The organism is Thalassotalea montiporae, from assembly GCF_053485855.1.
The window spans coordinates 102,893-116,252 of the sequence record NZ_JBQRUO010000004.1 but is presented as its reverse complement, the minus strand read 5'-3'; the positions used below and the strand labels follow the sequence as shown (position 1 = coordinate 116,252).

Sequence of the window (13,360 nt, the reverse complement as noted above, 5' to 3'; positions counted from 1 at the left end):
ATGAAAAGTATTGTGAAATCTCTGGTTGCCCTTAGTGTAGCCAGCGCATTATCAGCAGCTGCGGTAAACGCTGCAACCTATGAAGTCGTTGATCTAGGTGAAGTTAACTCACTTAAATTTTCTTACGGTCAGCAAGTTAATAACCTTGGTGAATCTGCCGTACAAGGTACCGATTTATATAATATTCCTGTTCAATTTCAATACCTTGATGACGATGATTACGATGTAATTGTTAACAATGCTGATCGTACTCATGAGCTAGTTAATAACCTAGAAGATATTGAAGACGAAGCAGCACTTCGCGCAGGCAACCCAACAGCAAATGACTTAGTGTGGGTAACACGCTTCCTAGAAAGCCAAGGCAGCAGCCGTTTTCAAAAAATTGGTGATACCGTTGCCATGATCAATCGTGGTGGCCAATCAGAAGAGTTTGTTGTCTTTGACACAAACTTTGCCAATACCAATACGTTAACGCGCTCAACGGTTGATTTTATTAATGGTATTACCGAAAACGGTTGGGTTTACGGTAATGCATCTGCACCTTTTCTGCCAATCGATTTTACCGAAAGCGACGGTGACGAAGTCACACACTGGGTAAGAGACTTTGAAACTCGCGCATACATCTCGACAGATTACGGCCAAACCATTAAACCAATTTTAGCGCCAGAAACTCGTTTTTATAACGGTCAGTCAGCTATTTTGGATATGAACGGCACAACTGCTGTTGGTTACGCGAGTAATCGATTAAATCAAGACCGAGTTGATGATATTGAAGATGACACAGGTGGCTGTGCTGATCCAAATATTGTTGATGACATTCCGTTTGAAGTTTGTGTGCAAAATTTATCAAGCGACTTGTACTTTTTGACTGCTTATCAGTGGGAATTAGACGACAGTGGTAATGTTGTTAGTGAAAAAGATCTCGGGTTGTTAGTGACACCTAATGAAGATGATGATCGTGTTTTTCGTAGCTATGCACAAGCAATCAATGCCAATGGTGTTGCGGTAGGTTTTAGCCATGGTTGGATTGATGAAACTGAAACATCACCAAGTCAAAATGAACCTCGCCGTCTTTACCCGGTTGTTTATAAAAATGATGAAGTAACCAGCCTTGTCGAAGATCATGGTGAAGTAGGTGAAGGGCGTGCGTACGATATTAACGACAATGGTATCGCCGTTGGTTATGTCACTCGTTCAGTCAATGGCTCAGTTCGTGAAAAGTTTTATCATATTGATACTAACGCACCAGCTGGTGATATGACCATGGTATTTCCAGATGACTTTTTTACGGGTTCATCAAGTACTGCATTTGCTATCAACAACGCTGGCTTAATTGTTGGTGAAGGTGAATTTGAAACGCAAAATAGTACAAGCCAACGTCGCACACATGCTTTCTTGTATGATCTTAACAACGAAACCTTTACAGATATTAATGACTTCTTAACCTGTAACTCTGACTATACCATTATTGAAGCACGTGATATCAATGACAACAATGAAATTTCTGCCACAGCTGTGGTAAAAGTGCCACGTCGAGATGCCAAAGGCGTATTAATGTTAGATGCCGAAGGCAACCAATTAGTTGAAGACGTTGTACGCGCGGTTACGCTAAAACCTATTAATGGCGAAATTGAAGATTGTACAGAAGTGTCTGAAGACAGAGTGGAGCGTCAAGGTGCTGGTTTAGGCGCTGGGCTATTAGCAATACTGTCAGCATTTGGTTTTAGACGTAAGCTTAAGCGTTAAATCGTCGTCAACAAAACCATTGAAACATAAAACGGCTCACTTCGAGCCGTTTTTTTGCACGTAAAATAAGTATTTGATCCTATATGGCAATTATCCGCTGCACGGCTCGCCATTCAAGATAGTTGTTCCAATAGTCAGCTTCGTTAAACATAATGTATTTTGTGCCTGATATTGATGTATGAGCTACAGGTCGATAAATCACTTTGTTTGATGAATAAACAACTTCTTCTGAAATAACTAAAGCTGATTTTAAGTCAAAATCTATTAGTTTTAATTGGTAGTCATCAATATTTTTAGTAATTAATGCTATGGATACAATACCGTTTTCTTCTGAAATAAAAGAAGCTCCAAGTACATAAAAACCTGAGTTTAACGGCTCATTTCGACGCCCAAGAACTCCAATGTTGTCTCCAATACTATAGGTACCTTGGTTTGTATATTCCGAGCTAACTACCGTAATTGAAAGCTCCCAATTTTCTGTTGATGATTCATCGTGAGTTGAAATTAAAGCTAATGATGACTCTTGATTTAGTACATCAAGAATACGAGACGATTTAGTTTTATCTGCTGAGTAAATAGACTCTAAATCAGCATTACGTGTAGCAAATGCGATATTGATTGTAGCACCATTATTTAGATCGTTGGCTGACGTAACGAATCTCTGAGATGGTTCTGACAAGAAAGATATCTGATTATTTCCCGAGGCTGGATGTGAGCCAGTATAAAAGTCGAGTGACTCCGAGTTACTCGATGAAATAACGTAGGCACTTTGTAGAAGAGGTCTCCATGGTGACCAGGTTTGGCCAAAATCATTTGACGTCGAAAAGTGAAAACCTAAATCAGACATTCGGCTATACATGATAACTGTACTATTTGTATACTGGAGCTGTACATAAGTAACCAAGCTTGGCGTAGTAATGATTTGTTGCTTCAGATTGCTAATATTGTTACCCGTATAAATAATTACCTTTTGCTTCCAAGTTTCACTCTCATTAGCATGGCCAGTCGCAGCAATTATAATATTCGAATCAATATTTAATATAGCGGGGGCGTTATGCTCATCATGCTTGAAATTATTATTAAGCTCGACTCTTTTTAATACTTCTACAGAATTATTTACCATACTAACTTCTGCAACCCACTGCACTCCTTTAGAAGCTTTTCTGTTGACTCCTGTCACTAATAAATCAGTGCTATTTGAACTGCTATCTGAAATATAAGGCCCCGACCACCATGAGTAACCCCCGTTCATTTTATTGTTGCTTTCTGAGTTACATGAACTAAGCAGTATAGAAAAAACTAATAGTATTAGAGTCTTTAGTAATCGCATCGAATATTCTTAGTCTGTTAAATCAAATTCTACTACTCAGCTTATCCTCCACTCATATTTTCATCAAGAAACAGTAGCTAAATTTGATAATGCTTACCTAAAGTATCATGGAGTTATCATTAGCAAATAAAGGCATTTCATCTTATACTGTATAAATAAACAGGTGTGCGGTAATGAACAAAATAATAGAGCTTTTGCAGCATCAAAAATTAGTATGGCGAGGTAACAGTACGCTAGGAAACTCACTGACATCAGTCGCAACTGGTTTCAGTGAGTTAGATCACCACTTAAATGGTGGCTTTTCTATTGGTGTTAATGAAATACAAACCTCATACGGGATCGGTGAACTGCGTTTGCTATTACCTTTATTTAAAGAGGCAATATCAGAAGAGCGGTTAGTGGTGTTTGTTAACCCTTTCGGCATCGTTAGTGCCGAAGCCTTAGCACATTATGGTTTATCACTTGATAACTTTTTACTGATTACCCCAGAACGATGGCAAGAAGTGTTATGGGCTGCTGAGCACTGTTTACGTAGTGGTGCTTGTCATACCTTGGTCATGTGGGCTGATCAGCCACTTGAATTGCATCAGGCAAAACGCTTACAAATAGCCTGTGAAACAGGGAATAGCTTGCTGTTTGTTTTACAAGAAAGTAGCACTGCATCTGTTGGTTTACCGCTTGAGCTAAGCCTTTCACTTGCCCCTCAACAGCAAGGATTATCTGCGCGTATTAACAAACGTAAACTTGGTTGGCCATCCTCATCATTTAGTATTGATATGACAAATCAATGGCCAGCTCTGATCATGCCTAACAAAGCAGATAACGTTATTGAATTTCCGCAAATAAAAGCAGGCTAATAATGAACTTGTGGCTTTATCTTCATTTTCCTGCACTACAGCTTAGTTCTATTTATCAACCGGCAGCTCAGCAAGCTTTAATTATTGTTGATGAAAAAAGTAATGAAGTGATTCAACTAAATCAATACGCAAAAAACCAAGGAATTAACCTTGGTATGGGGCTAGGTACGGCAGCTTCACTTTGTCATGAACTTGAGGTGAAAGTGTATGATAAAAAGGTTGAGGAGCGTCTGCTAAAGCATATTGCGCATTGGCTTTACAGCAAAACAGCCGATATTACGATCTTTGCTGCTAATGGCTTATTACTGCGTGTGAGTAACATGTTGAGCTTATATCGAGATCTAGCACATTACTGGCAAGTGTTGTCGCAGCACCTAAATACACTAAAGCTCGAATATCACTACGCCTGTGCTTATTCGCCTTTTGCCGCTAAGCTTTTGGCGACACAGAAATTAGATAAACTGAGCGAGAATCAAGACTGGCTGACTAGGCAAATTAAGCAACAGAGTCTTGTTCATACCGATTTAAATATCAACATGGTTAATCGTCTGCAAAAGGTCGGGATTGGCCACTTGGGTGACTTGCTCAAGGTGCCATTAGCTGAGCTTTCTACGCGATTTGATGTTGAAGTTGTTCATTATATTGGCCAACTCACGGGGAAAATTCCACATCCGGTTCAGTTTTATATTCCACCTGAGCCTTTTGAACACTACCTTGAATTGTATTATGAAGTGAGCAATCAGCAGTACTTATCTAAGCCGCTATTGAAACAATTCTTGCTACTAGAAAAGCATCTACGATTGAAAGATATGCTCGCCACAGAGCTAAACTTATGTCTACATCAACGCAATAGTGAAAACCTTGTATTAACCATTACCGCGTTACAAGGTGAATATAAATCGGATAAATGGCTGGCCTTAACAGAACTAAATTTAGCTTCAATTAAGCTTGTTGAACCCATTATTGGATTAACCTTAACAACCAAACGGCTCACCAGAAAAGGAACACAAGCTAATGACTTGTTTTTGGGGTCTCAAGGAGAATTGTCAGCGCAAGAATTAGTCACTAACTTGATCGCAAAATTAGGGCAAGAGCGAGTAAAAGGCTTAGCGACTAAGCAAGATGCTAGACCAGAAATCGCCAATCAGCTATGCCCTCCGTTTTCAGTCAATAGCCAGCCATCATCGACAAAACTAAGACCAACATTCTTATTAACTACGCCATCACCATTGAAAGAGCCTGTAAAAATAGTTTCTGCGCCAGAGCGTATTATTGCTGGCTGGTGGGATGATTATCAGGTTGTTCGTGATTACTTCATTGGTCGGAGCGAGCAGGGACGTTGGCTTTGGCTATTTCGCGATCACAATCAGCAGTGGTTTATTCATGGGCTATTTAGCTAAAGATTAGAGCGTTTTTGGTAACTAATGGTAATAAATCATGTATAGCGAGCTATTTTGTCAAAGTAACTTTTCTTTTCTTGAAGGTGCCTCTCATCCCGAAGAACTAGTAGTACAGGCAAACTTTCTAGGTTATCACGCCATCGCAATTACCGACGAATGCTCTGTTGCAGGTGTTGTTCGCGCTCATACAGCGATTAAAGAGCATGAACTACCAATACAACTCATCGTTGGCAGCGTATTTTCACTTCAAGGTGAGTTGAAAGTTGTACTGCTGTGCCCAAATCGCCAAGCATATGCTGAGCTTTGTCGTATTATCACCAATGCGCGAAGACGAACAGAAAAAGGCCACTATAGTCTTCAAGAATGGGATCTGATGTCATTAAAACATTGCTTGGTTATATGGCTGCCAGCAGGTAAAGAAAGTGATTACCATTGGGGCAGTTGGCTATTGAAACACCATTCTTCTCGTACATGGCTAGGCGTACAACGACAATTATTACACAATGAATCTGCGCATTTAACGCATTGTTTATCACTTGCTAAGCAACTTAATCTACCTGTGACAGCTTGTGGTGGGGTACTCTTTCACACAGTAAACCGCTTAAAGCTTCAGCATACTTTAACAGCAATTAAAGATGGCATTTCCATTGATGAACTTGGCGATAAGCGTTTATCTAATAGCGAGCGCTGCCTGCGATCATTGGCAAAATTACGTAAATTGTTCAAACAAGAGTGGCTAAATGAATCAATAGAAATTGCTAAACGCTGCCAGTTTAATTTACAAGAGCTGAAATATGAATATCCAGCAGAATTAGTGCCTGCGGGTAAAACGGCCATTGCTCATTTACGTGAATTAGTAGAAAAAGGAGCGGCTAAACGCTTTGAAGGTGCCATTAAACCCAATACTCAGCAGTTAATTCATAAAGAGCTCGATTTAATAGAGGAGCTCAACTATCCCTATTTTTTCTTAACTATTCATGACATTGTAATGTTTGCACAAGCACAGGGAATTTTATATCAAGGCCGAGGTTCTGCGGCTAACTCGGTTGTTTGTTATTGTTTAGAAATAACTGCGGTTGACCCAACCAAGATTGAAGTATTATTTGAACGTTTTATTAGTAAAGAGCGAGATGAACCACCGGATATTGATGTCGATTTTGAGCATGAACGGCGTGAAGAAGTCATTCAGTATATCTATCAAAAATATGGTCGTGAACGTACCGCACTAGCTGCGACAGTCATTACTTATCGCCTTAAAAGTGCAATTCGAGAAGTCGGCAAAGCACTAGGTTTACATTCAACTCAGCTTGAATATTTTATCAAGAACATTAATCGACGTGATAAAAGCTTGGACTGGCAAACTCAAGTGTTTGAGTTAGGGTTAGATTCCAATTCAAAAAAAAGCCAACATTTCATTGAGTTAGTAAATGAAATAAAAGGCTTTCCTCGTCATTTGTCTCAACACGTTGGCGGCTTTATTATCTCATCTGGCCCTTTGTATGAACTAGTGCCAGTTGAAAATGCAAGCATGGCAGAGCGGACTGTCATTCAATGGGATAAAGATGATTTAGAATCCCTTGGCTTACTGAAAGTTGATGTGCTTGCTTTAGGCATGTTAAGTGCAATTCGCAAATGCTTTACACTGATTAGCCAGCATTATCAGCACTCGCTAACAATCGCTAAAATTACTGCACTCCCTGAAGACCCTAACGTGTATGAGATGATCCAGAAAGCCGATACTGTTGGGTTATTTCAAATTGAATCAAGGGCACAAATGAGTATGTTGCCTAGGCTTAAGCCTAGCACCTATTATGATTTAGTGATTCAAATTGCTATTGTTCGGCCAGGACCAATTCAAGGTGATATGGTGCACCCTTTCTTAAAGCGCCGTGATGGAAAAGAAGCTGTTGAGTACCCATCACAAGCGGTCAAAGCAGTGTTAGAACGCACTTTAGGCGTTCCGATTTTTCAAGAACAAGTGATCAAGCTGGCAATGGTTGCAGCTGGGTTTTCCGGTGGTGAAGCGGATCAATTACGCAGAGCAATGGCCAGTTGGAAAAAAACGGGAAAGTTACTTCAGTTTAAAACCAAGCTCATTAACGGAATGAAAAAGCGCGGTTACAATGTTGAATTTGCAGAGCAAATATTTAACCAAATTCTCGGTTTTGGGGAATACGGCTTTCCCGAAAGTCACTCAGCTTCATTCGCTGTATTGGCCTATGTTTCAGCTTGGCTAAAATATTACTATCCGGCAGTATTTTACACTTCGCTACTCAATAGCATGCCAATGGGATTTTATTCACCGTCACAATTAACTCAAGATGCTAAACGCCATGGCATTTTGATACTACCAGTATGCATTAATCAATCTGATTATTGGCATAACGTGGTCGATCAAAACAATACTAAAGCAATACGTTTAGGCTTTTGTCTAGTAAAGGGAGTATCCGAACAAGCAGCAACAACCTTGATTGCCAACAGACCAAAATCAGGTTTTACTCATATGGAGCAGTTAAAGCGAATAGGTATTAGTCGACAAACAATAGAACAATTAGCCAGCGCAAATGCTTTTCAATGTATTGCGGGAAATCGTTATCAGGCTCGGTGGCAATTAATGAGTAAAGAAAATGAATTGCCACTTTTTAGCAAAAATGTAACTGACCAGCAGCAGGATTTTGATTTTTCACCCAATGAATTCGACGCTTTACTGGAAGATTATGATGCCACTGGGCTAAGCCTTAACAGCCATCCAATTACTTTACTCGCTAACGCAGGTAAACTGAGCAAGTTCACTCGAATGAGCGAACTAAGTGAGAAATCGCATAAGTCTATAGTCACTGTTATAGGCGTTGTCACAGGAAAACAAGCACCAGGTACCGCTGGTGGCGTAACTTTTATTACGTTAGAAGACGATACTGGTAATATCAATGTTGTGGTATGGGCGGCAACTTCCAGAGCACAAAAGCAACCTTACATGACAGCTAAAATCTTAAAAGTAACCGGCATTCTTGAACGCGAAGGTAGCGTGACACATGTGATTGCTGGAAAATTGATAGATTTGTCGAAAGAGCTTGATTGTTTGAACACTAAATCACGGGATTTTCACTAAATGCGTTATCAATCTTTTAACAAACGGCGAAAAAAACCTTACGCTATCAAGAAGACAAGCATCAAAGATGAAAATATAGATCGCCAAATAATTGCGATTCATCATGCGATTGCTAAAAAATTATTAGCGGATACTCATAGTGTGCAGCAAGTAAAAAACAGGCTAGAGCAACAGCGCGATGAAAAGAAAATTCGATATAGTCATTTTATTAACTGGTACAGTATTTTAGAACTGATAGATCAACCAGAAGTTTTTCTAAACGCAATGATTGAAGACACACCACAAATGCGGCGACTAAGGCGTAATACGCCATTTGTTGGGGTTTTAACCGAGCAAGAGCGTGAAGCAGCAATTAAACAAGATGCATCGGGTGTTATGAGCACTGTAGAAATTTTATTCTAGCGAATAAAGAACATTGCGAAAAACCGAAAAGAATTACAGACAATATCTATAAGATTCGTATTTTTATACAAACTTTAAATATTCAAGGCTTTGATAAGCATGTGTAGTCGAAGACAAAAAAGAAGAAGGATTAAAAGTAGTAGTGTATGGACTGGCATTTAAACGTAAATCTCTTTACAAGCATCCACCCTTTACTATGTCCAATACTCTTTAGTATTGGACATAGTGATTTAAGGCGTTTAAACTAGTTTCATTGTGATAATCATACTAATTATTTGTTTTTAATAACCTTATATATGGCTGTATCTAAAACCAACCCTGTGCCTTTATATCCAACATACTTCGATCTGATCGAGTTTGATTTTGAAGACTATCCAGAGCTTAACGCCTTCTTTGACGAACAACCGGCTTGGTGGCTTGAACAATTCAATTGGGGAAAAGCTTATCTTGAATATATTGGCAGAAATAAATCTCCACATACATACGACAGATTTAGAAATGAAGTTGAACGTTTCTTACTTTGGTCGTTTCTAGAAAAACAAACACCGATTGATCAATTGCGCAAAGCTGACATTCTTGAATACGCAGACTTTTGTTGGCAGCCGCCAATTAATTGGATTGGTACATCTAACCAAGAACGTTTTAAAGTAGCTGCCGGTTATTCTTCAGCTAATGAACATTGGGCACCATTTAAAGTACAACTTTCAAAAAGCCAATTAAGCAAACTAACCGCAAATGCTCAGACGCTTGACATTAATCAGCTTAAAAAGAAATACCGTCCTTCACAGCAAACTCTCACATCAATGTTCACAGGTATTATTGTTTTCTACAACTACCTAATGAGTGAAGAGTTTTGTTTAGGTAATCCTGCACAAATTGCCAAAAAAGACTGCCGCCACTTTATTACTGACGTACAAGTTAAAGAAGTTAATCGCTTAAGCAGCGCGCAATGGCAATATGTACTTGATGTTGCTGTTGAAATGGCTGATGAAGATGCAGTTTATGAACGGAACTTATTTGTGATTGCTGCTTTGAAAACCTTGTTTTTGCGTATTTCTGAGTTGTCAGAGCGTGCTACTTGGTCACCCATTATGGGACATTTTTGGCTAGACGATGATGATAACTGGTGGCTAAAAGTTTTTGGTAAAGGTAGAAAGCTTAGAGATGTTACCGTGCCTGTTGATTTCTTACCATTTCTTGAGCGATATCGCTTATCGCGTGGGCTTTATGGTTTACCATCGAGTAATGAAAATACAGTACTGGTTGAGAAAATTCGTGGTCAAGGCGGTATGACAGCTCGACATTTACGCCGCATTGTACAAGCTGTATTTGATCAAGCTTACGATAAAATGCGCCAATATGAAGGTGAAAATAAAGCAATGCGATTAAAAGAAGCCACAACTCACTGGTTAAGGCATACAGGTGCTAGTATGGAAATTGAACGAGGCCGCGAACTTAAAGATGTTTCTGAAGACTTAGGCCACGCCAGTATGGCGACAACCGATACCGTTTATGTGCAAACCGAAAACAAACAACGTGCAGCAAGTGGTAAAAAACGTAAGGTTAATTAATAACTTAATTCCTTTAAAATCCCTTCAAAGACAAGTAAGCCCCCTACTGTTTATCTATATGCACTTGGTTAAAAATAAAGCAGTTACTATTTAAAAGTAACTGCTTTGAAACAAGGTTTTTAAAAACGATTTTTAATCTTGCACTGAGCTCTTTATTATTCGCTTAATTATTCGTTTGGATCTTTAGCGCTAACGCTGGGTCAAGGCGAACATTAAACCAGTTTATTCGCCAGTCTAAATGCGGGCCAGTTGACCTTCCGGTTGAACCTACTGCGGCTACTACATCACCTTGTTTTACTTTATCACCAACTTTTACATAGCTATCGCTTAAGTGTAAAAAGGTCGATGATACGCCGTGGCCATGATCAATAATCATAGTGCCACCTGAGTAAAACATATCGGGGACAGTTAAGGTAACAACACCGTCAGCAGGAGCTTTAACGGGATCTCCTTTGTCACCAGCATAATCTAAACCGTAATGTGGTGTTCTTGGCTCGCCATTATAAAATCGTTGGCTACCATAAACCCCCGTCACTATGCCTTTAATTGGCGCAACAAAACCATCAGCAAAATAGGTTAAATCACTATCCGTTGCCCTCGCCGCTCTAACCTGTGCACTGTCTTTCTTAGCTCGTGCAACAGCTTTCGGGTTGGGCTTCATAATGCTTTTTTTAATACCGTTAATCCGCTGAATTTTGTACTCACGCGTTTTTGGGGTTAGTGTTTTTTGCTCATTAGTGCCATCAGGATTGGTTACTATTAATTGATAACTTGTTTTATCATCTCGGCCAAAGCCAAAAGCGAATTCACCTTGTTCACTCACTTTAAGCATTTTATCGTTTAGCTTCACCATAGCCCCAGGTGTCGCTTGGCCAACAATTAAGCCGCCTTGAATCACTTCGCCTGACAACGTTAATTTTGCTTGAGCCGATAAGCTAACCAAGCTCGTTGTAAGTAACAAAGAAAAAGATTTTGAACCGCTGAACAATTTAAACACTGGCGATAGCTCCTTTACCGACACCTTCATATGCAACCACTCTAATAGTGTCATTTGGATGTTGTGTTTTTAGTTGGCGACCAATATAGTCGGCTAATAGCTCAACTGTTGAATCACAATCAACCACTTCCAGTACATGCGCTTGTACCGCGATATCAAAACGACCTTGAGGGGCCATATAGGCAAAGTATTGGTGATCGGGTTGTAAATTGTCACGCGCAAACACAGATAATTCAATTTCTTCTTCGGTTACTTTATCTTCAATCGAGGCTAAGTAAATGTCGCGCCAACGTTCACACCAGTAGGCCTCTAACTCAGTATCTGCTTGGTCATTTTTGAACAAATTAATTTTTGAGCGGTGGCCGTGTGCTATGCGTTGACAGTTACCATCATGCTTTTTAAGGCCGTGAGTATAGTGATAAAAATCGCTTGGAATGACTTCCGGTCTTAAGTTGATGGAAAGACCTTTTACATTATCCGGTAGCTGCTTTTGAATTACTTCAATCAAGTGTTCAGTAACCGCTTCGATGGTAATTGCTTGGCAGTCTAGTTTAGCAAACGCACAGATTGGCGATTGTAAGAAGTAACTGGCTCGGTTTGAGGTAAAGTCAACAAATTCGTGGCCTTCACGAACATGCGAATCAGTAACGCGTAACTTCTTAGAGCCTGTTGGCAGCAGTAATTTATGGTCAACCGCATCATCGATGATGGCTTTGATTTGTTTTTTCACGACACCAAAATCGAGCACCATGCTCATTTCGTTTAAGTCGCCATCGAGCAACACATCGACAACCCAGCTCTCACCCACAATGCCGCGTTGCTCGCACAGGTATGAAAAATCAATAACCGTTAAGTCGTTAACAAATAATTGCATTCAGTTTTTCCTCAGGTTAAACGAGCAGCGTTTAACCTTTTACCTGCCAAGTCATTTGTTCACCCGCTTTAATCGGTACCACAACATCTGAGCCAAATGCCATTGTCTCTGGTACATCCCATGCAGCTTTTTCAAGCGTGATGGTATCGCTGTTAACCGGCAAACCATAGAAAGTCGGGCCATTTAAACTGGCGAATGCTTCTAGTTGGTCTAACGCATTCTCTTGCTCGAATACTTCGGCATAAAGCTCAATTGCAGCATGTGCGGTGTAAGAACCGGCACAGCCACAGGCACTTTCTTTTGCGTGTTTGGCATGTGGCGCAGAGTCTGTACCTAAGAAAAACTTCTTATTGCCACTGGTGGCTGCTTCTACTAAAGCTTGTTGGTGAATATTACGTTTTAAAATCGGTAAACAGAAAAAATGTGGGCGAATACCACCAACTAGCATATGGTTGCGGTTATAAAGTAAGTGATGCGCGGTAATAGTGGCACCAACGTTATCACCTGCTGCTTTAACAAATTCAACCGCTTGCTTAGTGGTAATGTGTTCTAGCACGATTTTTAGGTTGGGATGTGCAGCAACAAGCGGCGTTAAGATGGTCTCGATAAATTCAGCTTCACGGTCAAAAATGTCAACATCGTGCGTGGTTACTTCACCATGTACTAACAGTAAGATGCCTTGACGTTCCATTTCCGCTAATACGTCTTTGATGTTAGCAACATCTGTTACGCCAGATGCTGAATTCGTTGTCGCACCTGCTGGGTATAACTTGCACGCAACTACTAAGCCGCTGTTTTTCGCATCAATAATATCTTGCGGTGTGGTGTTGTCAGTTAAATAAAGTACCATTAATGGCTTAAAGCCTTCACGCGGCTGAGCTGCCATAATGCGATCATAATATTCTTGTGCAAGCGCAGCATTGGTGACTGGCGGCACCAAGTTAGGCATGACAATCGCTCGACCAAAGTAGCGGCTAATATCAGTCACTGTGTTAGGCAGCACTTCGCCATCGCGCAAGTGTACATGCCAATCATCTGGTCGAGTAATAGTTAAACTTGTCATTGGTTATCCTT

At 40.1% G+C, this 13,360-nt stretch carries 10 protein-coding genes; 6 read left to right on the top strand and 4 right to left on the bottom strand.

Annotated features, from left to right (window positions below):
- Positions 1–1,746: a DUF3466 family protein gene (locus tag ACSLUR_RS13345; protein ID WP_448555311.1), complete on the top strand. Its 1,746-nt coding sequence runs from the start codon at positions 1–3 to the stop codon at positions 1,744–1,746.
- A gap of 79 nt (positions 1,747–1,825) precedes the next feature.
- Here the strand turns inward: ACSLUR_RS13345 and ACSLUR_RS13340 are convergent, their stop codons facing one another.
- Positions 1,826–2,998 carry a hypothetical protein gene (locus tag ACSLUR_RS13340; RefSeq protein ID WP_448555309.1) on the bottom strand — a complete coding sequence of 391 codons (1,173 nt, stop codon included), beginning with the start codon at positions 2,996–2,998 and terminating at the stop codon, positions 1,826–1,828.
- Between the two features lie 251 nt (positions 2,999–3,249).
- Between ACSLUR_RS13340 and imuA the strand changes: the two genes are divergently transcribed.
- The 5 genes from imuA (at position 3,250) to ACSLUR_RS13315 (ending at position 10,415) form a co-directional block, all read left to right on the top strand.
- A complete protein-coding gene (imuA, locus tag ACSLUR_RS13335; RefSeq protein WP_448555307.1) occupies positions 3,250–3,933 on the top strand; it encodes a translesion DNA synthesis-associated protein ImuA in 684 nt (227 codons plus the stop codon).
- A gap of 2 nt (positions 3,934–3,935) precedes the next feature.
- On the top strand, positions 3,936–5,333 hold the full coding sequence (locus ACSLUR_RS13330; protein ID WP_448555305.1) for a Y-family DNA polymerase: 1,398 nt from the start codon (positions 3,936–3,938) through the stop codon (positions 5,331–5,333).
- 37 nt (positions 5,334–5,370) lie between these two features.
- Complete coding sequence (locus ACSLUR_RS13325; RefSeq protein WP_448555303.1) at positions 5,371–8,442, top strand: error-prone DNA polymerase; 3,072 nt, start codon at positions 5,371–5,373, stop codon at positions 8,440–8,442.
- Entirely contained in the window at positions 8,443–8,844 is a 402-nt protein-coding gene (locus tag ACSLUR_RS13320) for a hypothetical protein (RefSeq protein WP_448555301.1), read from the top strand.
- Positions 8,845–9,140: 296 nt separating this feature from the next.
- Positions 9,141–10,415: a tyrosine-type recombinase/integrase gene (locus ACSLUR_RS13315; RefSeq protein WP_448555299.1), complete on the top strand. Its 1,275-nt coding sequence runs from the start codon at positions 9,141–9,143 to the stop codon at positions 10,413–10,415.
- 163 nt (positions 10,416–10,578) lie between these two features.
- On the opposite strand, the gene ACSLUR_RS13310 is transcribed toward ACSLUR_RS13315, so the two are convergent.
- The 3 genes from ACSLUR_RS13310 to pyrC are packed head-to-tail and all read right to left on the bottom strand — an operon-like array spanning position 10,579 to position 13,349.
- Positions 10,579–11,412, bottom strand: coding sequence for a M23 family metallopeptidase (locus tag ACSLUR_RS13310; RefSeq protein ID WP_448555297.1), 834 nt, complete (start codon positions 11,410–11,412; stop codon positions 10,579–10,581).
- Positions 11,405–12,286 (bottom strand): 6-carboxytetrahydropterin synthase, encoded by an 882-nt coding sequence (locus ACSLUR_RS13305; RefSeq protein WP_448555295.1) that lies wholly within the window; start codon positions 12,284–12,286, stop codon positions 11,405–11,407. Before ACSLUR_RS13305 ends, ACSLUR_RS13310 begins: the two co-directional genes overlap by 8 nt.
- Positions 12,287–12,317: 31 nt before the next feature.
- Complete coding sequence (gene pyrC / locus ACSLUR_RS13300; RefSeq protein ID WP_448555293.1) at positions 12,318–13,349, bottom strand: dihydroorotase; 1,032 nt, start codon at positions 13,347–13,349, stop codon at positions 12,318–12,320.
- Positions 13,350–13,360 lie beyond the last annotated feature (11 nt).

What these genes read in the sequence shown, in the direction of transcription:
- ACSLUR_RS13345 (WP_448555311.1), top strand. Translation starts at nt 1, where the DNA reads ATGAAAAGTATTGTGAAATCTCTGGTTGCCCTTAGTGTAGCCAGCGCA.
- pyrC (WP_448555293.1), bottom strand. Translation starts at nt 13,349, where the DNA reads ATGACAAGTTTAACTATTACTCGACCAGATGATTGGCATGTACACTTG.
- ACSLUR_RS13325 (WP_448555303.1), top strand. Translation starts at nt 5,371, where the DNA reads ATGTATAGCGAGCTATTTTGTCAAAGTAACTTTTCTTTTCTTGAAGGT.
- imuA (WP_448555307.1), top strand. Translation starts at nt 3,250, where the DNA reads ATGAACAAAATAATAGAGCTTTTGCAGCATCAAAAATTAGTATGGCGA.
- ACSLUR_RS13305 (WP_448555295.1), bottom strand. Translation starts at nt 12,286, where the DNA reads ATGCAATTATTTGTTAACGACTTAACGGTTATTGATTTTTCATACCTG.
- ACSLUR_RS13315 (WP_448555299.1), top strand. Translation starts at nt 9,141, where the DNA reads ATGGCTGTATCTAAAACCAACCCTGTGCCTTTATATCCAACATACTTC.
- ACSLUR_RS13340 (WP_448555309.1), bottom strand. Translation starts at nt 2,998, where the DNA reads ATGAACGGGGGTTACTCATGGTGGTCGGGGCCTTATATTTCAGATAGC.
- ACSLUR_RS13330 (WP_448555305.1), top strand. Translation starts at nt 3,936, where the DNA reads ATGAACTTGTGGCTTTATCTTCATTTTCCTGCACTACAGCTTAGTTCT.
- ACSLUR_RS13320 (WP_448555301.1), top strand. Translation starts at nt 8,443, where the DNA reads ATGCGTTATCAATCTTTTAACAAACGGCGAAAAAAACCTTACGCTATC.